The following is a 23,450-nucleotide window of genomic DNA, read 5'->3' as shown; positions in this document are numbered from 1 at the left end:
CCCGCCCACCGCCCACCGAGTGGCCCGAGACGATGGATGGACGATGACGGTGGTACCCGGCAGCAGCGCTGCGCCAACCGGCCCGGACGGGGGCGCGTACGGCGGATCGATGCTGCCCGCGAAGCTGGTCCGTCGGGTCATCTCCGGTCTGCCGACAGGTCTGATGGTCCTCGATTCCACCGACCGGGTTGTCCTGGTCAACACGGTCGCGAGGCGGATGGGCGTGGTCGACTCCGACGAGCTCGCGGTGGCGGAACTGGCCGAGCTGGTGCGGGCGACCCGCGGGGCGGGCAGAGACCGGGAGCGCCAGATCGACCTGCCGCCGGTGCCCGAGCCGCCGCTGACCCGGCCCCGGCCCGACCAGGAGGGCGTTGCCGTCCGCGCCCGGGCCCGCCTGCTGGACTCGTCCGGTCATGTCGCCGTCGTCCTGGATGACATCACGGAGTCGCGCCGCGTCGAGGCGGTGCGCCGGGACTTCGTCGCCAACGTCAGCCATGAGCTCAAGACCCCGGTCGGTGCCCTGCACGTCCTCGCCGAGGCGGTCGCCGCGGCCAGCGAGGACCCGGTGGCCGTGCGCCGGTTCGCCTCCCGGATGACCCACGAGTCGGCGCGGCTCGCCAGGCTGGTGCAGGAAATCATCGATCTGTCCCGGCTGCAGGGCGCCGAGCCGCTGCCCGATCTGCGGCCGCTGCCGACGGCCACGCTGCTCGCCGAGGCGGTCGACCGCACCCGGCTCGTAGCCCAGGCACAGGAAATCTCCATCGCGGTGATCGGCGACGGCGAGCTGCGGGTGCTCGGCGACGAGAACCAGCTCGTCACCGCGGTGGCGAACCTCCTGGACAACGCGATCAGTTACTCGCCGCACGGGACCCGAGTGGTGCTCGGCGTACGCCGCAGTGGGACGACCGTCGAGATCTCGGTCGCCGACGAGGGCATCGGGATCGCGGAGAAGGACCTCGAGCGGGTCTTCGAGCGGTTCTACCGCGCGGACCCGGCTCGCTCCCGGGCGACGGGCGGGACGGGGCTCGGCCTCGCGATCGTCAAGCACATCGCCACCAATCATGGCGGGTCGGTGACCGTGTGGAGCGCGGAGGGCACGGGCTCCACGTTCACTCTGCGGCTGCCGCTGTTCACCGGTGCGCTGCAGTCGTTCACCTTCGGGGAGCGCCGCACTCCGGCGAGGACCGGACCCGAGGCCTCCGACGCCGACGGTGCGCCGAGTGGTCATCCTGGCGGCACCGACGTTGCCGGTGGTGTCGGCTCGGGGGGCGCGGACGGCGGTAGTTCCGGCGGGGGAACACGCCGCTCCGCCGAGAACAGGAAACGGTTCGGGTCGGCCGGACCGTCCGATGCGACAGGGGGAGCGAAAAGGTGACCCGGCTGCTCGTGGTCGAGGACGAGGAGTCCTTCTCCGATGCGTTGTCCTTCATGCTGGAGCGGGAGGGCTTCGAGGTGGGGGTCGTCGTCGACGGCCCCAGCGCGCTCGCCGAGTTCGACCGGCGCGGCGCCGATCTCGTCCTGCTCGACCTGATGCTTCCCGGCCTGTCTGGCACCGAGGTGTGCCGCACGTTGCGGAGCCGGTCCAGCGTGCCGATCATCATGTTGACCGCGCGGGACAGCGAGATCGACAAGGTACTCGGCCTGGAGCTCGGCGCGGACGACTACGTCACCAAGCCGTTCTCGGCCCGTGAGCTTGTGGCCCGGATTCGGGCCGTGCTGCGCCGCCGCTCGGAGACGGAGGAGGCCGCGGAGGTCACTCTGGAGGCCGGACCGGTCCGGATGGACGTCGAACGGCACGTCGTCACGGTCGACGGCGGCGCGGTCACCCTGCCGCTCAAGGAGTTCGAACTGCTTGAGATGTTCCTCCGCAACGCCGGGCGGGTACTCACGCGGGGTCAGTTGATCGACCGTGTATGGGGCTCGGACTACGTGGGTGACACCAAGACCCTGGACGTACACGTCAAGAGGCTGCGGACGAAGATTGAGCACGAACCCGGGAATCCGCGGCACCTGGTGACCGTGCGGGGCCTGGGTTACAAGTTCGAGCCGTGATCAGGTAGGTCGCGGCCGGAGGGGGGCGGTGTTCAGGTGCTCGGTGGCGTGCGTCCGACGGGGTGGTTCCCGCTCGGCGCCAGCCGTACGACCTCTCGGGCCGAGCACGCCGCGGCGGGCCGGGACGACTCCGTGCAGGACGGCAGTTCCGCTGGAGGCAGGGATGCCACGGAGGCCCGGGACGCGGCGGAGGTCGGGCCGGTCGGTGCGGCCGTCGCGGTGGTCGTCGGCTCTGCGCCGTCCGTGCCCGTGCGACCCGCGGTCAGCGTGAGCCCCGTGCGGGCGGGTCCCCATCCCGGTCCGATGCGGCTCGGCGTGATCGACATCGGGTCGAACACCGTCCATCTGCTGGTCGTCGACGCCCATCGGGGTGGGCAGCCGCAGCCGGCGGCCAGCGTGCGGGTTCCGCTGCGGCTCGTCGAGCTGCTCGACGCCGACGGATCGCTCGGGCCCGACGGCGAGCGGGATCTGACCGCCTGCGTGCTGGACATGCGCCAGCAGGCGGACGCCCTCGGGGTGAACGACCTCACCGCCTTCGCCACCTCGGCGCTGCGCGACGCGACCAACGGCGAGCAGGTGCTGGATCGGGTCAAGGGCGCGACCGGGATCGCGATCCGCGTCCTGCCGGGCGAGGAGGAGGCCAGGCTCACCTTCCTGGCTGTGCGGCGCTGGTTCGGCTGGAGTGCCGGGCGGCTGTTGGCCCTGGACATCGGCGGCGGCTCCCTGGAGATCGGCGCCGGCATGCACGAGGACCCGGAGGTCGTCGCCTCGCTGCCGCTGGGCGCGAGCCGGCTCAGCCGGGACTGGCTGGCCGACAACGACCCGCCCAAGCGAGCCGAGTTCGCCGAGCTGCGGCGCTACGTGCGGGCGCAGATCGCGCCGGTTGTCGGCACGATCTACCACCTGGGCGAGCACACCCGGGCGGTGGCCACGTCGAAGACGTTCCGCTCGCTGGCGCGTATCGCCGGCGCCGAGCCCTACAGCCGCGGGCCGTACACCCGCCGGGTGCTGCGCCGCGAGGATCTCGCCGAGGTCGTGGCGAGGCTGTCCCGGATGCCGGTCGAGGAACGGGCCGGGCTGCCGGGGGTCTCGGCGTCGCGGGCGGGGCAGCTCGTCGCCGGCGCCGTCGTCGCCGCCGAGGCGCTCGACCTGTTCAGCATCGACGAGGTGGAGATCTGCCCCTGGGCGCTGCGGGAGGGCATCATCCTGCGCCGTCTCGACTGGCTCACCTCGGCCTGAGTCTCCTGCCGGCGTCCGGCACTGTCCGCGTCGGGCTTCCTTTCATTCCTGGAGATAGGCAAGGTAGCCCGGCCGGGGGAGGCCGTTGGTGCAGAACATAGAGGTAAATGTCCGGTTGCAGAGAGAGCGTTGTAGCGCAACGATAACGGGATGTTGCCGTTGTCGCGTGCGATGTGGGGCTACGCACCCTCGTCCGGCGGGCATCGGAGCGAGCGGGTTCGCGACGATGGCCTAGCCTGGATGAGGGGAACGGCCGAGCTGGCCGGTTCCCGGTCCGTACGGCAGGGAGTTGGTTTGCAGGCGTCGCGTGAGGATGCGTGGCCGGTGCCGCCGGTCGCGATGGCACCCGCCCGGGTGCCGCCGGAGCGAGCCGCCCCCGTCGCGGCCGCACCCGAGGCCGCCCGGGCCCCCCGATCGGCAGTCGTCCTCCCGCGCGGCGCCCCCGCCCTCGTCCCCGTTCCGCCCAGCGCCCGGGTAGCACTGTCCACCGCCTCGACCTACCCGGAGTCCACGGCGTCCGCCTTCGAGATGGCCGCGCGGCTGGGCTACGACGGTGTCGAGATCATGGTCTGGACGGATCCGGTCAGCCAGGACCCTGAGGCGCTGCGCCGGCTGGTCGATTACCACGGCATCCCGATTCTGGCGATCCACGCACCGTGCCTGCTGCTCACCCAGCGGGTCTGGGGCACCGACCCGTGGGCGAAGCTGGTGCGGGCTCGTGCCGTCGCCGAGACGCTCGGCGCCCCGACGGTCGTCGTCCACCCGCCGTTCCGCTGGCAGCGTGACTACGCCCGGGAGTTCGTGACGGGCATCGAGCGGATGGCCGGGGAGACCGACGTGCGGTTCGCGGTCGAGAACATGTTCCCGCTGCGGGCCCGCGGCCGGGAGGTTTCCGCCTACGCGCCGGACTGGTCCCCGGTCGACGACGACTACGCCCACGTCACCCTCGACCTGTCGCACACCAGCGTGTCGCGCTCGGACCCGGTCGCGATGGCCGGCGTCCTCGGGGAACGGCTGGTCCATGTGCACATGGCCGACGGCGTCGGGTCGGCCAAGGACGAGCACCTCGTCCCCGGTCGCGGCACGCAGCCGTGCGCCGAACTACTGGAACTGCTGGCCGCCGGGGGTTTCGACGGCACGATCGTCGTCGAAATCAACACGCGGCGCGCCGAGTCGCGCGTCCAACGGGAGGCCGACCTCGCCGAGGCGCTCGCGTTCACCCGGCTTCACTTCGCCGCGCCGTCCGCCGCCGGACTTCACCACACCTACGGCTGACACGTCGGCGGTTAGTCGCCACCATAAGGGCATGTCCCGAGGACGGACCCCGACCGGCTCGTTGTTCGACCCGCTGGCCGATGCCTATGCCGCCGCCAGGCCGAGCTATCCCGAGCATGTCTTCGGCGACATCGAAAGGATTCTGGGCCGCCCGCTGGCGGGGACCGATGTCATCGACGTGGGCGCGGGTACCGGCATCGCCACCCGGCTTCTGCGTGCGCGCGGCGCGCGTGTCGTCGCGGTGGAACCCGGTCCCAGCATGCTCGCCCAGTTGCTTGACCGCAGCCCCGGACTGCCCGCCGTGCGCGGCGACGGGGAGGCGCTGCCGCTGCGGGCTGGGGTTGCCGACCTGGTCTGCTATGCGCAGGCCTGGCACTGGGTGGACGTGCCGGTCGCCGCGGCGGAGGCCGTGCGGGTACTGCGTCCCGGCGGCGCCGTCGCCGTCTGGTGGAACGACGTCGACGCGGCGCAGTTCCGCTGGTGGCAGCGCCAGCAGGAACGGCTGGAACGGATGAGCCCCGGCTATCGGCGGGAATACCGCTCCCGCCCGTTCGCCGACGAGCTGCGCTGGACCGGGCACTTCAGCGAGGTGGTCACCCTCACCGGGCGGTGGCAACGGCGCATCGGAATTGACGACTACCTGACCTGGCTGCGCTCCAAGTCGTACGTCGCGGCAATCGGTGATCGTCTCGATGACTTTCTCGACGCCGAGCGTCGGACCATGCTGCGGGCCTTTCCCGACGGTGTCGTCGTCGAGCCCTTTCGTACCCTGCTGGTGATTGCGCGGATGCCTGAGGGCTGAGCCGCTCGCGGCCGGTCGCGCCAGGCCGGTCCGTATTGCCGGGCCGGCCGGTGACGCCTCGTCGCCCTGGCAGTCGTCTAGGTAATTAATCGTGCACTGTGGGTGGTTTGCTTGTGATGTCGTTTTCATCGTGGAGTACCCGACTAGAGGGAGATTTACTAGTCCGTTAGTCTTGCGGGCGTTCGCGGGGGTGTGTCGTACTTTGTTGGCGAAGCGCAGTGTTGTGGATACCGGGTGCTGGTCCGGGCTGGACGAGCGGATCGGTGCACGATCCGCAGCACCGCGTCCGGCCCGTCCCGGCGCCACACGTCACCCCTGAGTCGGACGCCGACCGCCGGCGTTCCGCTAGAGGAGGCGACGGTCATCATGCGGCGTGGTCCGGAACGAGCTGGAACGGCGGACTCCCGGGCGACGGTCGCCGGCCCGCCGGTCTCCTGGCAGGCGGACACCGGGGCAATGGATCTAGACACCGGGGACCCGGGTACGGGAAAGCCGAGTACGGGGGGCCCCCGAATGGGGGACCCGCACGCCTCGGACCCACCTGCGCGCGATGTGGGGGCCGGCGGCCGACGCGGGCGCGGCAGGGCGCATCCCGGCGGCGACCCGCCGCGCGCACAGCCGCCGGTGCGATCGTCCGCACCGGCCTGGTCGGCCGGAGCCTCGTCCGCGGACGCTGCCGCGAAGTTCGTCTACAACCCGGCCCTCGACGGGCTGCGGGTCGTCTGCATCTACATCATCCTCGCCGGCCACATGGGCGCCATCCATGCCAGCAACGTGGCGGTCGACGTCTTCTTCGTCCTCAGCGGATTTCTTATCACCGCCCTGCTGCTGGCTGAGCGCAGCCGGACGGGGACGGTCTCCCTGGGTCGATTCCTGGTCCGGCGTGCATATCGGCTCATGCCTGCAATGTGGGTCTACCTGCTGGTCGGGCTCGCCGTCACGGTGGCGTTCAAATGGCATGACGTCCCCTTCCGCAACGACTACATCGGCAGCGCGGTGTCCGCGTTCTTCGAGGTCAACAACTGGTACAAGGTGGAGCACCCGGCGGCAGGCGGTCGCTGGCTGGCCCACGTCTGGTCGCTGTCGTTGGAGGAGCAGTTCTACCTGCTGTGGCCAGCAATGTTCCTGCTCGTCACCCGATCCAAGCGGCTATGGCCGCATCTGACCAAAATCCTGCTCGCGATGATCGTGGTCGTCGCGATCTGGACGTTTACCATCGCCAGCGGCGGCGCGCCGCACTCGCGGGTGTACCTGGCGCTTGACACGCACGTCGCTCCGCTGCTGATCGGCTGCCTCCTGGCTGTCTGGCGCGACGCCCGACTGCGGACCCTGGCAGCGCAGGAGCCGGTCACCGGTCCGGCCAGGGGCGGACGACGCCGCCGGCACTCCCTGCAGCCGGGAAGCAAGGTCATGCCGGTCACCTCGGCCGCCGTAGCGCGCTGGACGGCGGGGCGGCGCATCGCCGGCCTCGGCCTCGTCGCCGGGGTCGGGCTGGTCTTCTTCGCCTTCCTCGGGCCGAACAAGGACACCCACAACGTCAACTGGCTTGACCATGCCGCGTACATCCCGAGCGCGTTGCTCGGCGCGATCGTCATCCTCAGCGCCGACCTGCGCCGCGACACCGCCTGGGTCCGCCTGCTCGGCAGCCCGCGGATGGCCTTCCTCGGCAAGATCACCTTCAGCATCTATCTGTGGCACTACCCGGTCATCTCCGCGGCGAACGGTCAGCTCGTGCCCCGGATCGGGCTGTGGCCGTCGGTGGTGTGTGCCGCCGCCGCCAGCACGTTCATCGCCTACTTCTCGAACCGGTTCGTCGAGAAGCCCGCGCAGCGGGCCCGGCCCAAGTGGGCGGACACCCCCCGTGGACCCGCGCCGGTGAAGGTCCCCGAGGCCCGTCCCGCGCCCGAGGAGCCTGGGCGGCCCGAGGAAGTCGGGCAGCTCGAGGAAGTCGGGCGGCTCGAGCAGGTCGGGCGCGGCGAGGACACCGCCTGGTTGGAGCTGCCGGGGATGGCCGGCCGCGCCACCGGTCACCGTCGCGACGGCGGAAGCCGACGCGGCGCCGACCGGTACGCGGATCACGCCGTCGTCGACGCCCCGCACGCCGATCCCGGATACGCGGATCCGGGGTACGCGGATCCGGGGTACGCCGATGCGGGATACGGCAGCGACCGCCCGAGCCGCGGCCAGCCGGCGGCGGACGGCCGGCAGGACCCGCAGCCGGCCGGGAGCCCGGACGCCTACCGTTCGCACGGCTACCATCCGGACGAATACGACGGCTGGGACGGCGCTGACGTCAACACTCACGGGAGCGGCTCGCGGACCGCCCCGGGCTGGGCCGGCACCGGTCAGGAGCGTCGTGCCGGCCGGGGCTGGGGCAGCCAGCAGCCACCCGGCTCCTACGACCGGGGCGCCGGCCCGCACGCGGGGGACCGGCCGGACTTCGCCGGGCAGGGTCCCGACGACAGCGCCGACGTCTGGATCGACGAGGGGTACGCGCGCCCTCGCGCCGGCCATGCTGCCGCGCCCGCAGACCGGACCTGGCCGCCGCGCACCGCTGCGGGCGGCGCTACCGGTCCCGCTGCCCGCACCGGCCCGGCTGACCACTCCCCTCAGGCTGACTATCCCGATCAGGTGGGTCACCGTGCTTCCGGTGATTACGCCGGTCCGCGCGACTATGCCGGTCCGCGCGATTTTTCCGATCCGCATGGTTATGTCGGTCCCGGTGGTCGCAGCGATTTTCGCTCTCACCTCGATTCCGGCAGTTACCGCGGTTCCGATGACGACAGCGGTCGCGGTGGCTACAGGGGACCGAGCCGTGACCCGCTGACCGGCCCGACCCCGCCGCCAGTCGGGCCCGCCTACGTGGACCATGCCTACCTTGGAGAGCCGAACTACGAGTGGGAGCCGGGAGTCGGTGCGGGCGGCCGGTCCTGGACGCAGTCATTCGACTCCCATCCGACCGGCGATCCGCTTACCCGCCGTTGGCCCGGGCCGGACCAGGGCGGCCACGCCGAGGGCAGTGGTTACGACCGCGGGACGGGTGGTGCTGGCCGGCCTCCAGCCGCGGACGCCGGTCCCGGACACGGCGCGACCGGCGGTCGTCAGCAGGGTGACGAGGGCGGCGGCCAAGGCGGGTATGACCGTTGGACCGGGTATGGCGGTGTGCCGGGCGACGGTCACTGATCTGCACCTTCCAGGTCCGGGACGACCCGCGTTCCCCGGATCGTCCGATCGGGCCGTACCCTCCAGGCCGCGGGGGCGAAGCGGACGGAAGGGAAGGACGGTCATGATCGTTGCGGTCATGGGGGCGGGACGGCTGGGCGGAGCCGTGCTGTCTGGCCTGTTGGGTTCCGGGCATTCGGCCGGGGACGTCGTCGTGGCCGAACGGGACGCGGGCCGGGCCGCCGAGATCGCCGCCCGCCACGGCGTCGAGGTCCACCCTCCGGTGGTCGCCGCGGCGAAGGCCGATGTGCTGCTCATCGTGGTCAAGCCGCAGGACGTCGGCGCACTGCTGACCGAGATCGCCCCGGAGGTCTCCGCCGGCGCGCTGGTCGTGTCGCTCGCGGCCGGAGTGACCACGGCGGCGATCGAGGAGCGGCTGCCGTCATCGCCGCCGGTCATCCGGGTCATGACGAACACCCCGCTGCTCGTCGGGGAGGCGATGTCGGCGATATGCGCCGGCCGCAACGCGGGGGAGGAGCACCTCGCCGCCGCGCAGGCGCTGCTCGCCCCGGTCGGGCGGGTCACCCGGGTCGCGGAGTCCCAGCTCGACGCGGTCACGGCGCTCTCCGGCAGCGGGCCGGCGTACTTCTTCTATCTGGTCGACGCGATGGTCGAGGCGGGTGTGTTGCTCGGCCTGCCGCGTCCGCTGGCCACGGAACTCATCATCCAGACGGCGCTGGGCTCGGCCCTGATGCTGCGGGAGAGCGGCGAGCATCCCGCCCTGCTGCGGGAGGCGGTCACCTCGCCCGCGGGAACCACCGTCGCGGCGTTGCGGGAGATGGACCGGCGGGGGGTGCGCGCGGCGCTGATGGACGCGTTGGAGGCCGCTAGTGACCGCTCCCGGGAACTGGGCCGTTCGTAGCTGGGACACCGGGCTCGACGTGGTTGGCCTCCGCGGCGGGTAGGCTCGCCCGGTAACTTCCTCAACATAGATCGGTCGGGTACGTGGGCTCAGTCATCAAGAAGCGTCGCAAGCGGATGGCCAAGAAGAAGCATCGCAAGCTGCTGAAGCGCACCCGCGTTCAGCGTCGCAACAAGAAGTAGGTTCCCGGCCGGTTCGGTGCGGGGGACGCGCCGGCGGATGGTCGGTTGGGCCCACGTTCTCCGTCATCGGCGTCTTCCCAGTGTTCCTACCCGCGCGTGGCGCGCGGCTCCCGTGCCAACAGGAGCCCCGCCGTGTTGCTCTGCGTGCTTAAGCCATGACTCTGTGGCAGGCTGACTCCGCTGGGGCGGCAGCGCGGCCGGTCCGCAGGCAGGGGGACGGCATGGCGGGCTCGTGGATCAACTTCCTGTCCGACTACGGCGTCGACGACGCCTGTGTCGGGGTGTGCCACGGCGTCATCGCGCGGCACGCCCCGTCCACGCGAGTGCTCGACGTCTGCCATTCGATCGCACCCCAGGACGTGGGGCACGCGGCGATCACCCTGGCCGGGGCGGTCGGTTACCTGCCGGCGGGGATCCATCTCGTCGTCGTCGAACGCCTCGACGCGGACGGTTACACCCGCGGGGTCGCGGTTCGCACCGCCGACCGTTCCGTGTTCGTGTGCCCGGACAACGGAGTGGCTTCCCTGGCCTGGGAGGCCCTCGGCGGCATCGCGGACGTCTACGAGATCGCCAACCGGGAGCTCTGGCTGCCGCTGCCCACGGCGGTGTTTCGCGGGCGGGATGTCTACGCGCCGGTGGCGGCGCGGCTCGCGGCGGGCCTGGACCTGACAGACGTCGGCCCGCGGCTCGACCCCGACTCGCTCACCCGGTTCCGGCCGCGCGCGTGCAGCGTCGACGACGACCACGTCCACGGTGAGGTCGTGTCCATCGACCATTTCGGCAACCTCTCGCTCAACATGACCCGCATCGACCTGGAGGCCGCCGGGATCCTGCTCGGCGATCCGGTCGAGGTCCGGGCCGGCAACCGGCTCATGCGGCTGACCTTCACGCAGACGTACGGCGAGGTGCCCCGGGGTGGGGTCACCGTGTGTGAGGATGCCCTGCGTCGCGTGATGATCGCAGTGAACTGTGGCCGGGCCTCGGACGCGCTGCGGTTGCGCCGCCAGGACGCGGTCGTGATCGCGCAGCTTCCCCGGGAGCCCTCGGCGTTCCGCATCGTTCAGGATCTGCCGCTTCCCCTCTGACGGTAATCACACTCTGTAGTCGACACGCCGGCTGAGTTCACGCTGCGCAGTGAGAGTGGGAGGAGTGGGCGTACGATGACCGCGGCGGGGTCGCGTGCATCGTCCCCGGCGCCGGAGGGACACCTGCGGGCGTTGCGGGGAGACTGCCATGAGACCACGCCGGGTGCTGGTTACCGGTGTCGCGCGGCCGCTGGGCGCCCAGGTGGCGACGGCCCTCGCCGCGGATCCTGAGATCGAGGCCGTGGTCGGTGTCGACACGGCGGCGCCCGACGCGGATCTCGGCCGGACCCGGTTCGTCCGAGCCGACATCCGGCATCCGCTGATCGCCAAGGTCATCTCCACCGCGGAGATCGACACGGTGCTGCATCTCAACGTCATCGCGACCCCGCTGGGGGCGGGCGGTCGGGCCGCGATGAAGGAGATCAACGTGATCGGCACGATGCAGCTGCTCGCCGCCTGTCAGAAGGCGAGAAGCGTGACCAGACTGGTCGTGAAGTCGACGACGTCGATCTACGGTTCCTCGCCGCGGGACCCGGCGCTGTTCACCGAGGACACCGAGCCGCGCGCCCTGCCCACCGGCGGGTACGCGAAGGACGCCGTCGAGGTCGAGGGCTACGTCCGCGGGTTCAGCCGGCGCCGTCCCGATATCGCGGTCACCGTGCTGCGCTTTACCAACATTCTCGGCCCGCAGGCAGACAGCCCACTGGCCCGCTATCTGGATCTGCCGGTGGTGCCGACAGTGCTCGGTTTCGACCCGCGCATCCAACTCCTGCACTCCGACGACGCCCTCGCGGTGCTCCTGCGCGCGACCCGCGACGAGCACGCGGGCACGTTCAACGTCGCCGGGGACGGGGTGCTGCTGCTCTCCCAGGCGATCCGTCGGGCGGGCCGCCCCTTCCTCCCGGTGCCCTTCCCGGCGATCGGGGCGCTCGGGGGGGTGGCTCGCCGGCTGCGTCTGGTCGACTTCTCCGCCGAGCAGCTCGACCTGCTTGCCCACGGGCGGGCGGTCGACACGGCCCGGCTGAAGACGGTCTTCGGCTACCGGCCCCAATACTCGACGGTGGAGACTTTCGACAACTTCGTCCGGTATCGCGACCTCCGGTTCACCCTCGACCACGAGCTGGTGTCCCGGATCGAGCATGGCCTGCTCGGCTCGCTGGACCGGCGCTGGCTGATGGACTCGCCGTGACGCGCCCGACGGGGGGACCGACCGGCCGTCGCGGTGGGCGGGGAGAGACGGAGCGCATGGCGAATCGTGACGAGTCCCGGGGGGACGCGCAGATCATCCCACTGAACAGCGAGCAGCGGGCGGCCGCGGCGGACGGCGGTGAGCCGGCTTCCCGGCGGCCGGCCGACCAGGGTGTGCGCCCGCTCAACGGCGTCCGCCCGCCGCGGGCGAAGCGGCCGACCAGCCGCCCAGCGCGCTCGACCGCCTCCAACGGCACCGCCTCCAACGGCACCGCCGGAGCAGGTGCGGAGGACGGCACTGCCTCGAACGTCCGAGCCGCGGACGGCCGGGGTGGCAGGCGGGCCGGTTCGGGCGCGGAGCATGGCGCCCCGGCACCCGAGTCCGAGTCCGGGTTCGCCGAGTCCGGAGATCTGGAGACGGCGCTGGCCGGTGTGCTGGCCTTCCTGCGCCGGCGCATCACCGGCGACTACGTCGTCGACGAGCACGGGTTCGACCCCGACCTCACCGAGCACGTGATCGCACCGTTGCTGCGTCCCGTCTATCGCGACTACTTCCGGGTGGAGACGCGTGGGCTGGAGAACGTCCCCGACGTCGGCGGGGCGCTGGTGGTGGCCAACCACTCGGGCACCCTGCCGGTGGACGCGCTGATGATGGCGATGGCGATCCTCGACCACCATCCGGCCCATCGCAATCTGCGGATGCTCGCCGCGGACCTGGTGTTCGCCGTGCCGTTCCTCGCCCCGCTGGCCCGCAAGATCGGCAACACGCTGGCCTGCCAGGCAGACGCGGAACGGCTGCTGACCGCGGGCCACCTGGTGGGAGTCTGGCCGGAGGGTTTCAAGGGGGTGGGCAAGCCGTTCAACGAGCGCTACACGCTGCAGCGCTTCGGTCGGGGTGGCTTCGTCTCGGCGGCGTTGCGGGCCGGGGTGCCGATCATCCCGTGCACGGTTGTCGGCGCCGAGGAGATTTACCCGATGATCGGCAACGCGAAGTCGCTCGCCCGCCTGCTCGGCCTGCCCTACCTGCCGATCACGCCCACCTTCCCGTGGCTCGGCCTGCTGGGCCTGATCCCGCTCCCATCGAAGTGGATCATAGAGTTCGGGGAGCCGGTGCCGACCGACTCCTACCCGGCGGAGGCGGCGGACGATCCGATGCTCGTCTTCGAGCTCACCGACCGCATCCGCGAGACCATCCAGCACACGCTGTACAGCCTGCTGATGCAACGCCGGTCGGTGTTCTTCTGATCGGACGGCGCCGTGGCCGCCCGGCCGCCGCGTCGCACCGCGGCGCCGGGCCCTGCGGCGGTCAGGCGCTGACCACCCGGCGACGCAGCGCCATGCCGGCGGCGACACCGCCGGCCAGTGCGCCGGCGCCGGCCGCCGCCGGAATGCCGATCTTGACTGCCTTTCGGGCCGTGCGAAAGTCCTTGATCGGCCATTCCCGCTCCCGGGCGACCGTCTTCAGGTCGGGATCCGGATTGATCGCCACCGGGTGGCCGACCAGCGAGAGCATCGGCAGATCGTTGATCGAGTCGGAGTAGGCCCAACACCGGGTCAGGTCCAGCCCCTCCCGTTCGGCGAGCGCCTGCACCGCCTCGGCCTTGGCCTGGCCGTGGAGCAGCCCGCCGACCAGGTGACCGGTGTAGGTGCCGTCGGTGACCTCGCTGACCGTGCCGAGCGCGCCGGTCAGGTTGAGGCGCCGGGCGATGACCGAGGCAAGCTCCACCGGCGTCGCGGTGACCAGCCACACCCGCTGGCCGGCGTCCAGGTGCTGCTGGGCCAGGGCGTGCGCGCCGGAGTAGATCTGCTCGGCCATCCGCTCGTCGTAGATCTCTTCGCCGTAGCGGACGATCTCGGCGACCGAGCGTCCGGCCACGAAGGCGAGCGCCGTCTCTCGGGCGTCGCGCATCCCGTCCGGGTTCTCGTGGCCGCGCAGCCGGTAGGTGACGTGCTGCCAACCGAAGCGGAGGAGGTCACGGGAGTCGAAGAAGTCCCGCGCGGCGAGACCGCGGGCGAAGTAGAAAATCGAGGCGCCGGCCATCATCGTGTTGTCCACGTCGAAGAACGCGGCGGCGGACTCGTCGAGCGGGGGCCGGGGAACCCCCTCGGCCGCGACCTTCAACGCGGCTATGGCGGCCGCCTCGGCCGCCTGCCTGATCTCGGCCACACCCCTGCGTCGCACCCTCATCAGTCATCTCCATGCAGTTCGCGGTGGAGCGAGGGGCACGGCCCGGACGGTGACGCTCGGCCCGGGCGGCGACAGGCCCACCGCCCACTCGTCGTCACCACCTCGGTGCGTCAGGTTCCACACCTCGGTTCGTCGGCACGCCGCCAGACTACGGCTCGACCCCCACCGCTGGCTGCAGGCGGCTCAGATCCGGCAGCGCAAAAGTGCCGGTGAGGCAAGAAAGATGTCGTGGTCCAAAGGCGATCCGCAGATCCTCCTTGCGCTGCCGGTCCGGAGGCGAGCCGGGTCAGGCCGGCCCCGCCGGGGGCAGGCTGCGGGCGAGGGCGCGCAGGGCACGTAGCTGCAACGCCCGCACGGCGCCCTCGTTGCGTCCCATCGCGAGCGCCGTCTCCCGGACGGAAAGGCCCTCCAGGAACCGCAACGCGATGCATTCCTGCTGGTCCGGGCGCAGCCGGCGGACCGCGTCCAGCAGCTCGCGGCGGGTCAGCACGGCGATGATCGACTCCTCCGGGCCAGGCACGACGAGCGCGGCGACCCGCTCGTCCGCCGCCGTGAGGACGTCCGCGGTCGGGATCTCGAACCGGCGCCGCGCCGAGCGGGCCTGGTCGATCAGCAGGTTGCGGGCGATGGTGACGAACCATGCGCCGATGTCGCGACCCTGCCAGCGGAACGCGCCGATGGTGCGCAACGCCCGCAGGAACGTCTCGCTGACGATGTCCTCTGCCGCCACCGGGTCGCCACCCAGCCGGTACAACGCGTACCGGAACACCAGCTCGGCGTAGTGGTCGTAGAGCAGACCGAAGGCCTCGCTGTCGCCGTGGCGGGCCCGCGCGACGAGCGCGGCCCGCTCCGACTCCGTCGGGCCGTCGGGCGCGGCCGCGCCGCGGTCCTGGGCGGGGGAACCCGCCCCGAGCCCCCCGGCGGCAGTCCGGCCGTGGCGTGCCACGGAGCCCCTCCGGATGGCATTGGTGTCGACGGCGGCCGGGTGCGCGGGCGCCGTCGCGGCGGCCGGGCCCGTGCCGCCCGCCGGGGGTGGCGCCGCGGTGGCCGGCCCGACCGCCGGCAGGGGAGCCGCCAGCACCGTGATCTCCAGCCAGAACCGGCTCAGGGTGGCGCGGATCCGCGCGCCGGTGGGCAGCAGCAGGACCGGTGGACGCGACCACGCGTTTGGATTGCGTCGTACCGCGGCGAGGCCGGCGGCGAGGTCGGCGAGCGTGCAGTCGGTCACAGCCCGGCTCCGGAGGATGCAGTCGCGACAGGACGGGCCGGCGGGCCCGGTGCACGTGAGGGCGCAGGTAGCTGAGTGTAGCCGCAAGACGAACGCGTGGCAGTCGTCGATCGTGGTCGTGCCGGTCCGGGTCACCGTCGTACCGCCGGAATGCCTTGCGCGGCCGACTTACCATCGGGAGATGGACGACGACGGGGCGGGACCGGCGGAGCCCGGCGGCGGGAGCGCTCGGATCACCCTGCTCACCCGGGTGGGCTGTCATCTGTGCGACACCGCGCGGGCCGCGATCATGCGGGTGGCGGAGCAGGAGCGGGCCGGATGGCGCGAGTTGGACGTCGATGCCGATCCACGATTGGCCGACGAGTACGGCGACCGGGTGCCGGTCATCCTGGTCGACGGGCGGGAGCACGGTTACTGGCGGGTAGAGGAGGATCGGCTGCGGCGGGCGCTGGCCGGACGCCGGTGGTCGTTGCGTCCCAGCGAGGGTCGCTGATCCGCAGGTCGGGCTCTCCCAGGCACTTCGTGAATCCCTTCACGAAGTCGTACACTGCCCGTCGACAGCCGACTTGTGGCGCCGGCAACCGCGTGCCGGGGGCCGGCGGGGCCACGGATTCGGGCGCACAGCTCCGGGCCGCGACGCGTGCCCACAGATCGGAGCCGCGGATGAGCCAGCCCCGGCGTCGCCCAGCGGTGATCCGGCGACGAGCCCGCAGTGAACCGCTTTCCGGCCGCTCCGCGGTGCCGGAGGCCACGGTGGCCCGGCTACCCCTTTACCTCCGGGTACTGACTACGTTGGCGGAGGGTGGAGTTCACACTGTGTCTTCGGACACCCTGGCCGCCGCCGCCGGCGTCACCCCGGCGAAGGTTCGCAAGGACCTGTCGCATCTCGGCTCCTACGGCACGCGGGGCGTCGGTTACGAGGTCGACGTCCTGCTCGACTGCATCGCCGCGAAGCTCGGCCTCACCGAGGACCGTTCGGTGGTGCTCATCGGCGTCGGCAACCTCGGTCACGCTCTGGCCGGCTACGGCGGTTTCCACGCCCGTGGTTTCCGTATCGTGGCGTTGGTCGACGCGGATCCGGACCGGGTCGGCGAACGGGTCGGTGCGGTCATCGTCCGACCTGTTGACGAGCTGGAGCAGGTCATCGCCGAATGCGCGGTCACGATCGGCGTGATCTGCACTCCGGCCGCCGCGGCGCAACAGGTGTGTGACCGGCTGGTCGCTGCGGGGGTCACGAGCATTCTCAACTTCGCCCCCACGGTGCTGTCGGTGCCGGAAGGGGTAGACGTGCGTAAGGTCGACCTCGCCGTGGAACTTCAGATCCTTTCGTTCCATGAGGCACGGAAACGTCCCCCCTCGCCGCGTGAGGCGCCGCCCAACGGGTCCACGCAGGCCGGCCCCGGCAGTGCGGCGGGCCCCGGTGGGGCGTCGCCGCGCGGCGCCGGGCCCGACCGGGCCCAGCAGGCACCGTCGCCGTCGCCGGCGGGTGAGGTTCCGGGGCATCCCGGTGAGACGTCCCTCGCAGCGGGCGCGACGACGGGCACGGACGGGGCAACGCCCCGAACAGACAGGGTGAGGACCGAGACGGATGGGGTCGTGCGGGTGACTCGTCAAGCCGGACAGACGCGGCCGGTGCAGGCGGTTCCGGCGGAGGGCGGAGCGTCATGAGCCTGCTTGTGGTGGGCCTCAACCACCGGACCGCCCCGACCACACTGCTCGAGCAGGCATCGGTGTCCGGCGACGACGCCCCGAAGGTCCTGCACGATCTCGCCGCCGCGGCGCACGTCACCGAGGCGGTCGTGCTCTCCACCTGCAACCGGACCGAGATCTACGCCGACGTTGAGACCTTCCACGGCGGTGTGGCCGACATCTCCGACCAGCTCAGCCGGATCTGCGGGATCGACCTCGGTGATCTGGCCGCCCATCTGTACGTCCACCACGATGCCCGCGCGGTCGGCCACCTGTTCTCGGTGGTCTGCGGGCTGGACTCGATGCTCGTCGGCGAGTCGCAGATCCTCGGGCAGGTGCGCGGCGCCTTCCGGGCCGGACAGGCGGCCGGGGTCGCGGGCAGCGCTCTGTCCGGACTGTTCCAGGCGGCGTTGCGGGTCGGTAAGCGGGCCCACTCCGAGACGTCGATCGACGCCGCCGGCGCCTCGATCGTCGCGGTGGGTATCCGGCTGGCCGCCTCCAGTCTCGGGATTCTCGGCGAGACGCCGGCCGTCCCGGTCTCGCCACCGGGCGGGGCCGTGAGCGAGCTCGGGGGTGTTCCGGCGCTCCCGACGCCCGCGGTCGAGCCGCCGCCGCTGGCGGGCGCCCGCGTCCTGCTCATCGGCGCCGGCGCGGTCGGCTCGTTGGCGGCGCAGACCGCCCGCCGGGCCGGTGCCGCGCAGATCGTGGTCGCCAACCGGACCCCGGCCCGGGCGGCCCGGGTCGCCGAGATGCACGACTGCCGGGCCGTCGGCCTGGCCGACCTCCCGCACGAGATCCTCATGGCCGACCTGGTGATCTCCTCGACCGGCGCGTCCGGCCTGGTCGTCGAGCACGACCTGGTCGCCGCCGCGCTGCCCGGGCGCGGCGGGCGGCCGCTGGTGTTCCTCGATCTGGCGCTGCCGCACGACATCGACCCGGGCGTGCGGACCCTGCCCGGCGTGAGCCTGCTCGACCTGGAGGCGCTGCGGATCGCGCTCGACGGCGCCCAGGTGGCGCACGACGTCGAGGCGGTCCGCGCCCTGGTCTCCACCGAGGTCGCGGGGTTCCTCGACCGTCGCCGCGCGGGCCGGGTCGCGCCGACCGTGGTCGCCCTGCGTGCGCATGCCGACGCCGTCGTGCACGGCGAGCTGGCCCGGTTGCACTCCCGCCTGCCCGAGCTCGACGATCGGGAGTGGGAGTTGGTGGAGGGCGCGGTTCGCCGCGTCGTCGACAAGCTGCTGCACGCCCCGACCGTGCGGGTGCAGCAGCTGGCCGGGGCGCCCGGAGGCGATTCCTACGCCGAGGCCCTGCGGGAACTGTTCGATCTTCCGCGCGAGGTGCCCGCTGTGGTGTCCGCGCCTGATCTTGATCTTGTGGAGCGTTCGTGACGGCGATGGAGCCGACTAGCACCGAGACCGATTCGACGGCCCCGGGCGCCACGTTGCTGGCCCGGTTCGCGGGCCGCCGGCTACGGCTGGGGACACGCCGCTCAGCGCTCGCCCTGGCCCAATCCGGGATGATCGCTGCGCAGCTGCGGGCGAGGGTGGGCTGCGCGGTCGACCTCGTCCCGATCATAACCGCGGGTGACCGGTCACCCGCGGAGATCAGTCAGATCGGCGGCACCGGCGTGTTCGTCAGCGCGTTGCGCGACGCCCTGCTGGCCGGCGAGATCGACCTGGCCGTGCACTCGTTGAAGGACCTGCCGACGGCCACCCCGCCCGGCCTCGTGCTGGCCGCCGTCCCGACCCGGGAGGACACTCGGGATGTGCTCGTCTCACCCAGCGGGCGGGGACTCGCCGCGCTCGGGCCGGGCGCCCGGGTCGCGACCGGCGCCCCGCGCCGCGCGGCCCAGCTGCGGGCGCTCGGGCTCGGACTCGACGTGGTCGCGATCCGCGGCAACGTCGACACCCGGTTGAAGAAGGCCATCGACGGCGAGGTCGACGCCGTCGTTCTGGCGTATGCGGGTCTGGCGCGCCTGGACCGGCTGGACGCCGTCACGGAGATCCTCGAACCCGAGGTCATGCTGCCGGCGCCCGGCCAGGGGGCGCTGGCGGTCGAGTGCGCCGGGGGGACCGGGCTCAGGCTGGCCGGACCGGCCCGCGCGCTGGTGGCCTCGGACGGAGCCGCCGGGGATGTCGGAGCCGCCGGGGATGTCGGAGCCGCCGCGGGCGGGGATGGCGAGCGCGTCGGGCGGGGCCAGGGTCCGTATGTGGGACAGGTCGGTGGCCAAACGCGGTCAGATCATGGTCAGCCCGTCGATGGCGGCCTTGCCGAGCTGCTACGGTTTGTGCTCGATGACGCATCGTCGTCCGTCGCGGTCAGAGCGGAACGCGCGTTTCTCGCTGGGATCGAGGCCGGATGCACCGCCCCGGTCGGCGCTTTGGCAGTGGCAGCGCCTGCGCCGGTGGCGGCCGTCGGCACCATGACACCGGCCGGCGATGCGCCCCCCGCGGGTCGACTGCGCCTGCGGGCGGTCGTCGCCGCGCCGGATGGCACCACCGTCCTCCGGCGTGACGTGACCGGGTCCGCCGTCGACCCGGAGGCGCTCGGGCAGCGCCTCGCGGACGACCTGCTGTCCGCCGGAGCACACTCGCTGATGGGAATTCGCTGAGCATGGCCACCCGACGCACGAAAAAGCCTGTCTCCCCGGTCGCACTCGTGGGTGCCGGCCCCCGTGACCCGGGCCTGCTGACCGTCCTCGCGGTCGAGACCCTCTCGTCGGCCGACCTTGTCGTCGCCGACCCCGACGTCGCGCCCGAGATCGTGGAGAACCTCACCGCCGAGGTGCTACGCATCGGGGATCTGGAGGCATCCAAGCCGGTCCGCGATGCCGAGGCGGCGACCGCCGCGGTGGTCAGCCGGGCCCGCGCCGGAGACAAGGTCGTCCGGCTCTACGCGTCGGATCCGTGGCTGACCCGCATCGGCGCCGCCGACGCCCAGGCACTGGCGAAGGCCAAGATCCCCTACCGGGTGGTGCCAGGGATCCTCACCGGTGCCGCGGTGGCCACCTACGCCGGCGTCGCGCCCGGCTCGCCGATCACCTTCGCCAGCACGTCCGGTGTCTTCTCCTCGTCGGGAACACTCCCGGCGCCGTCGCCGTTCGGCGCGGGCGAGCCCGTCGGGCCGCTGACCGGCCCGCCGTTTGGCGCCGGCCGGCTCGGCACACGTCCGATGACCGGGCTGGGGGGCGGCCTCGGCGGCGGCCTGGGCACCGGCTTCGGGTCCCCGCTGGGCCTGGGTAGTCCCGGTGGGTTCGGCGGGTTCGGCGCACCGGTTCCCTCGCCCGGCGACATCGACTGGGCGGCGCTCGCCCAGACACCCGGCACGCTCGTGGTCACCGCGGCCCCGACCGAGGTCGGCAAGGTCGCGGCGGCCCTGGCGGAGCACGGCCGCCCCGGTGACACCCCGATCGCGGTGACCGTGGACGGCACCACCACCGACCAGCGCACCATCACCTCGACCCTCGACCGGGTCGAGGCCGACGTCGCGCCGTTGCTGACCGCCGCCCCCACGCCCATCACCCAGGTCGTGCTCTCCGTCGGCGCTGTAGTCGCCACCCGGGCGAAGCTGTCCTGGTGGGAGACTCGCGCGCTGTTCGGCTGGACGGTTCTGGTGCCGCGGACCAAGGAGCAGGCTGCGATCCTGTCCGACCTGCTGCGCTCGCACGGCGCGAGCCCGCTGGAAGTGCCGACGATCGCCGTCGAGCCGCCGCGGACCGCCGCCCCGATGGAGCGTGCGATCGGCGGCCTGGTCACCGGGCGCTACCAGTGGGTTGCCTTCACCTCCGTCAACGCCGTGCGCGCGGTGCAGGAAAAGGTTGAGGAGCGCAGCCTGGACGCCCGGGCCTTCGCCGGAGTCAAGGTGGCGGCGATCGGCGAGGCCACCGCCGAAGCCCTGCGTGCCTTCGGGATCCGTCCCGACCTGATCCCCTCCGGACAGCAGTCCAGCGAGGGTCTGCTGGAGGACTGGCCGGAGTACGACGAGTCGCTCGACCTGCTCGACCGGGTACTGCTGCCGCGGGCCGACATCGCCACCGAGACGCTGGTCGCCGGCCTGAAGGACCGCGGCTGGCAGGTCGACGACGTGACCGCCTACCGCACGGTCCGCGCCGCCCCGCCGCCCGCACCCATCCGCGAGGCGCTCAAGGGAGGCAGGGTCGACGCCGTCGTGTTCACCTCCTCGTCCACCGTGCGCAACCTCGTCGGCATCGCCGGCAAGCCGCACGAGACCACGGTGATCGCCGTCATCGGCCCCGCCACCGCCGCGACTGCCCAGGAGCTCGGGCTGCGCGTCGACGTGCAGGCGCCCGAGGCGTCCATCCCGGCACTGGTCGGGGCGCTCGCCGAATTCGCCGCCGAGCACCGCGAGGAGCTGGGCAAGATCGGTCCGCTCGCGGCCCGCCTGCCCAAGCCACGCCGCGGCTCGCGGCGCTAACCCGGCGGCCGGCCACGGCCCACCCCTCCGAAGGTCGTGGCCGGGTGGGTCGGGGTCGGGTGGTTTGTCCCGCGAGCACGGCGAGGTGGGTAGCGTCAGGTGGAGCGAGCCGTCGGTCGGGGAGGTACGAGGCTGTTGAACGGGATACCGGGTGCGTCGGCCGTGGGCAGCGGGAACCGGGGCGCGGGTGGCGCGGGTCCGGGTGGCCGGCTGCCGGCCGGGTTTCCGGCGGTGCGCCCTCGCCGGCTGCGCCGCTCGCCCGCACTGCGTCGGCTGGTGTCGAACGTGCGGCTGCACCCCGCGGACCTGGTCCTGCCGATGTTCGTCAAGGAGGGCGTGGACGAACCCGTCGCCCTGACGTCGATGCCCGGTGTCGTCCAGCACACCCGCTCGTCGCTGCTCAAAGCCGCCGTCGAGGCGGTCGAGGCGGGGGTCGGCGGGCTGATCCTGTTCGGTGTGCCGGCGGCGAAGGACGCACGCGGCTCGGCCGCCGACGACCCCGCCGGGATCGTCCAGCTCGCGCTGGCCGACCTGGTCGCCGAGGTCGGCGGGGACATCGTGCTGATGACCGATCTGTGCCTGGACGAATACACCGACCACGGGCACTGCGGCCTGCTGACCGACGCCGGCGAGGTCGACAACGACGCCACCCTGGCGCGCTATGCCTCGATCGCCGTGGCGCAGGCCCGCGCCGGCGTGGAGGTCGTCGCGCCGAGCGGGATGATGGACGGTCAGGTCGGCGCGATCCGGGCGGCGCTGGACGCCGAGGGCTTCACCGACCTGCCGATTCTGGCCTACTCGGCGAAGTACGCCTCGGCGTTCTACGGCCCGTTCCGTGAGGCGGCCGAGTGCGCCCCGCAGTTCGGCGACCGCACCGGCTACCAGCAGGATCCGGCGCGCTCGGTGGCCGAGGCGCTGCGCGAGGTGGCGCTGGACCTGGCCGAGGGTGCCGACGCGGTGATGGTCAAGCCGGCGCTGGCCTACCTGGACGTGCTGCGCGCGGTCGCGGACACCGTGGACGTGCCCGTAGCCGCCTACCAGGTGTCCGGCGAGTACGCGATGGTCGAGGCCGCCGCCGCCGCGGGGTGGATCGACCGGGATCGGGCCATCGCCGAGACGCTCACCGCGATCTCCCGCGCCGGTGCCGACATCATCCTCACCTACTGGGCCGTCGAGGTCGCCCGCGGCTTGGCCGCCACCCGCTGACCCGCGCTGACCCGCGCTGACCCGCTCACCCGCGGAGGGTTCCGGATGGGCAGGGCGCTCGAAGATCGGGCTGGTCAGGGCGTGTGGCCGGATGGTGCCGGGCCATGAGGGCCGGCGCGTCGATGTGAGGCTTGTCCGCGGTGCGTCGATGGTGGCGCTTGGCGGTCGCGTCAACCGACCGGACGCGGGCCGCCGCCGCGAGCCGCGGTTCACCGGGCCGGGCCGCCAGGGTGTTCTCCCAGGCCGCCGGCCGGTCATCCCCGTCCGGGGGATTCCCCCACGTCCGACGGCCGACGCTCGTCGGCTGGTCAGGGGCGTCACCGGGCGGCGCCGTTCGGGGCGCGGGCAACGCTGCGGCCAACAGCCGGGGACGCTCAGGTGGGGCGGCGGGGGGCGCAGCCCTGCGACCAGGGGTTGACCGGCCGCGTCCAGGCCTGCTCCCGTGACATCCGTCGCCGTGTCGCGGATACCCCCAGGGGGTTATCGTGCACTATACGGGGGAGGGGTACTTTCGGGCTGCCGGGCGGACGAGTCCGGGCTGTGGACAGTGGCTGAAGAGATGAGGACCGCGATGACCGCGATCGCCTACACCGTGACCGGGATGACCTGCGAGCACTGCGCCCGCTCGGTGACCGAGGAGCTGGAGCGGCTGCCCGAGGTGGCCAGCGTCGCGGTGGATCTCGCGGACGGCCGGGTCACGGTGGTGAGCGAGGGCACGCTGGCGGACGGCGCCGTCCGCGAGGCCGTCGCGGAGGCCGGGTACGAGCTGGTCGGCCGGGCCTGACACTCGCGCGGTAC

At 72.4% G+C, this 23,450-nt stretch carries 20 protein-coding genes; 18 read left to right on the top strand and 2 right to left on the bottom strand.

What is annotated here, in order from left to right; translation table 11 throughout:
• Nucleotides 1-43 precede the first annotated feature (43 nt).
• The 11 genes from NBZ83_RS08595 (at nt 44) to NBZ83_RS08545 (ending at nt 13,152) form a co-directional block, all read left to right on the top strand.
• On the top strand, nt 44-1,375 hold the full coding sequence (locus tag NBZ83_RS08595; RefSeq protein ID WP_261574699.1) for a sensor histidine kinase: 1,332 nt from the start codon (nt 44-46) through the stop codon (nt 1,373-1,375).
• Entirely contained in the window at nt 1,372-2,052 is a 681-nt protein-coding gene (locus NBZ83_RS08590; protein ID WP_261571242.1) for a response regulator, read from the top strand. Before NBZ83_RS08595 ends, NBZ83_RS08590 begins: the two co-directional genes overlap by 4 nt.
• 48 nt (nt 2,053-2,100) lie before the next feature.
• The gene (locus NBZ83_RS08585; protein WP_498041044.1) at nt 2,101-3,291 is read left to right on the top strand and encodes a Ppx/GppA phosphatase family protein; all 1,191 of its coding nucleotides are present in this window, start codon (nt 2,101-2,103) and stop codon (nt 3,289-3,291) included.
• Between the two features lie 339 nt (nt 3,292-3,630).
• Entirely contained in the window at nt 3,631-4,566 is a 936-nt protein-coding gene (locus NBZ83_RS08580; RefSeq protein WP_264763047.1) for a sugar phosphate isomerase/epimerase family protein, read from the top strand.
• A gap of 31 nt (nt 4,567-4,597) precedes the next feature.
• Complete coding sequence (locus NBZ83_RS08575; protein WP_261568957.1) at nt 4,598-5,368, top strand: class I SAM-dependent methyltransferase; 771 nt, start codon at nt 4,598-4,600, stop codon at nt 5,366-5,368.
• Nucleotides 5,369-5,992: 624 nt separating this feature from the next.
• Entirely contained in the window at nt 5,993-8,551 is a 2,559-nt protein-coding gene (locus NBZ83_RS08570) for an acyltransferase family protein (RefSeq protein WP_261574697.1), read from the top strand.
• 103 nt (nt 8,552-8,654) lie between these two features.
• Nucleotides 8,655-9,452, top strand: a complete 798-nt coding sequence (gene proC / locus NBZ83_RS08565; protein WP_261568955.1) for a pyrroline-5-carboxylate reductase — start codon at nt 8,655-8,657, stop codon at nt 9,450-9,452.
• Nucleotides 9,453-9,535: 83 nt separating this feature from the next.
• On the top strand, nt 9,536-9,634 hold the full coding sequence (locus NBZ83_RS08560; RefSeq protein ID WP_003948845.1) for a 30S ribosomal protein bS22: 99 nt from the start codon (nt 9,536-9,538) through the stop codon (nt 9,632-9,634).
• 221 nt (nt 9,635-9,855) lie between these two features.
• Entirely contained in the window at nt 9,856-10,719 is an 864-nt protein-coding gene (locus NBZ83_RS08555) for an SAM hydrolase/SAM-dependent halogenase family protein (RefSeq protein ID WP_261574695.1), read from the top strand.
• 148 nt (nt 10,720-10,867) lie between these two features.
• Nucleotides 10,868-11,908, top strand: a complete 1,041-nt coding sequence (locus tag NBZ83_RS08550) for an NAD-dependent epimerase/dehydratase family protein (RefSeq protein ID WP_261574694.1) — start codon at nt 10,868-10,870, stop codon at nt 11,906-11,908.
• Nucleotides 11,909-11,964: 56 nt separating this feature from the next.
• Nucleotides 11,965-13,152, top strand: coding sequence for a lysophospholipid acyltransferase family protein (locus NBZ83_RS08545; protein ID WP_261568953.1), 1,188 nt, complete (start codon nt 11,965-11,967; stop codon nt 13,150-13,152).
• A 61-nt stretch (nt 13,153-13,213) separates the two neighbouring features.
• On the opposite strand, the gene NBZ83_RS08540 is transcribed toward NBZ83_RS08545, so the two are convergent.
• A complete protein-coding gene (locus tag NBZ83_RS08540; protein WP_261568952.1) occupies nt 13,214-14,095 on the bottom strand; it encodes an HAD family hydrolase in 882 nt (293 codons plus the stop codon).
• A 286-nt stretch (nt 14,096-14,381) separates the two neighbouring features.
• Nucleotides 14,382-15,323 carry a sigma-70 family RNA polymerase sigma factor gene (locus tag NBZ83_RS08535; RefSeq protein WP_261574693.1) on the bottom strand — a complete coding sequence of 314 codons (942 nt, stop codon included), beginning with the start codon at nt 15,321-15,323 and terminating at the stop codon, nt 14,382-14,384.
• Between the two features lie 181 nt (nt 15,324-15,504).
• Between NBZ83_RS08535 and NBZ83_RS08530 the strand changes: the two genes are divergently transcribed.
• The 7 genes from NBZ83_RS08530 to NBZ83_RS08500 all read left to right on the top strand — a co-directional run bounded on the left by NBZ83_RS08530 (nt 15,505) and on the right by NBZ83_RS08500 (nt 23,436).
• Nucleotides 15,505-15,816, top strand: coding sequence for a glutaredoxin family protein (locus NBZ83_RS08530; RefSeq protein WP_261574692.1), 312 nt, complete (start codon nt 15,505-15,507; stop codon nt 15,814-15,816).
• 170 nt (nt 15,817-15,986) lie between these two features.
• A complete protein-coding gene (locus NBZ83_RS08525; RefSeq protein ID WP_261568949.1) occupies nt 15,987-16,991 on the top strand; it encodes a redox-sensing transcriptional repressor Rex in 1,005 nt (334 codons plus the stop codon).
• Nucleotides 16,988-18,400 (top strand): glutamyl-tRNA reductase, encoded by a 1,413-nt coding sequence (locus NBZ83_RS08520; RefSeq protein ID WP_261568948.1) that lies wholly within the window; start codon nt 16,988-16,990, stop codon nt 18,398-18,400. Before NBZ83_RS08525 ends, NBZ83_RS08520 begins: the two co-directional genes overlap by 4 nt.
• Nucleotides 18,397-19,623, top strand: coding sequence for a hydroxymethylbilane synthase (gene hemC / locus NBZ83_RS08515; protein WP_261574691.1), 1,227 nt, complete (start codon nt 18,397-18,399; stop codon nt 19,621-19,623). The genes NBZ83_RS08520 and hemC overlap by 4 nt, the downstream gene beginning before the upstream one ends.
• 2 nt (nt 19,624-19,625) lie before the next feature.
• Nucleotides 19,626-21,446, top strand: coding sequence for a bifunctional uroporphyrinogen-III C-methyltransferase/uroporphyrinogen-III synthase (locus tag NBZ83_RS08510; RefSeq protein WP_261568946.1), 1,821 nt, complete (start codon nt 19,626-19,628; stop codon nt 21,444-21,446).
• Nucleotides 21,447-21,581: 135 nt separating this feature from the next.
• Nucleotides 21,582-22,652: a porphobilinogen synthase gene (hemB, locus tag NBZ83_RS08505; RefSeq protein WP_438803298.1), complete on the top strand. Its 1,071-nt coding sequence runs from the start codon at nt 21,582-21,584 to the stop codon at nt 22,650-22,652.
• A 571-nt stretch (nt 22,653-23,223) separates the two neighbouring features.
• A complete protein-coding gene (locus NBZ83_RS08500; RefSeq protein WP_261568944.1) occupies nt 23,224-23,436 on the top strand; it encodes a heavy-metal-associated domain-containing protein in 213 nt (70 codons plus the stop codon).
• Nucleotides 23,437-23,450: the final 14 nt, after the last annotated feature.

It is taken from the genome of Frankia gtarii, assembly GCF_025403375.1.
Classification (GTDB): domain Bacteria; phylum Actinomycetota; class Actinomycetes; order Frankiales; family Frankiaceae; genus Frankia; species Frankia gtarii.
The sequence above is the reverse complement of the archived record's forward strand: the minus strand, read 5'-3'. Positions and strand labels throughout refer to the sequence as shown.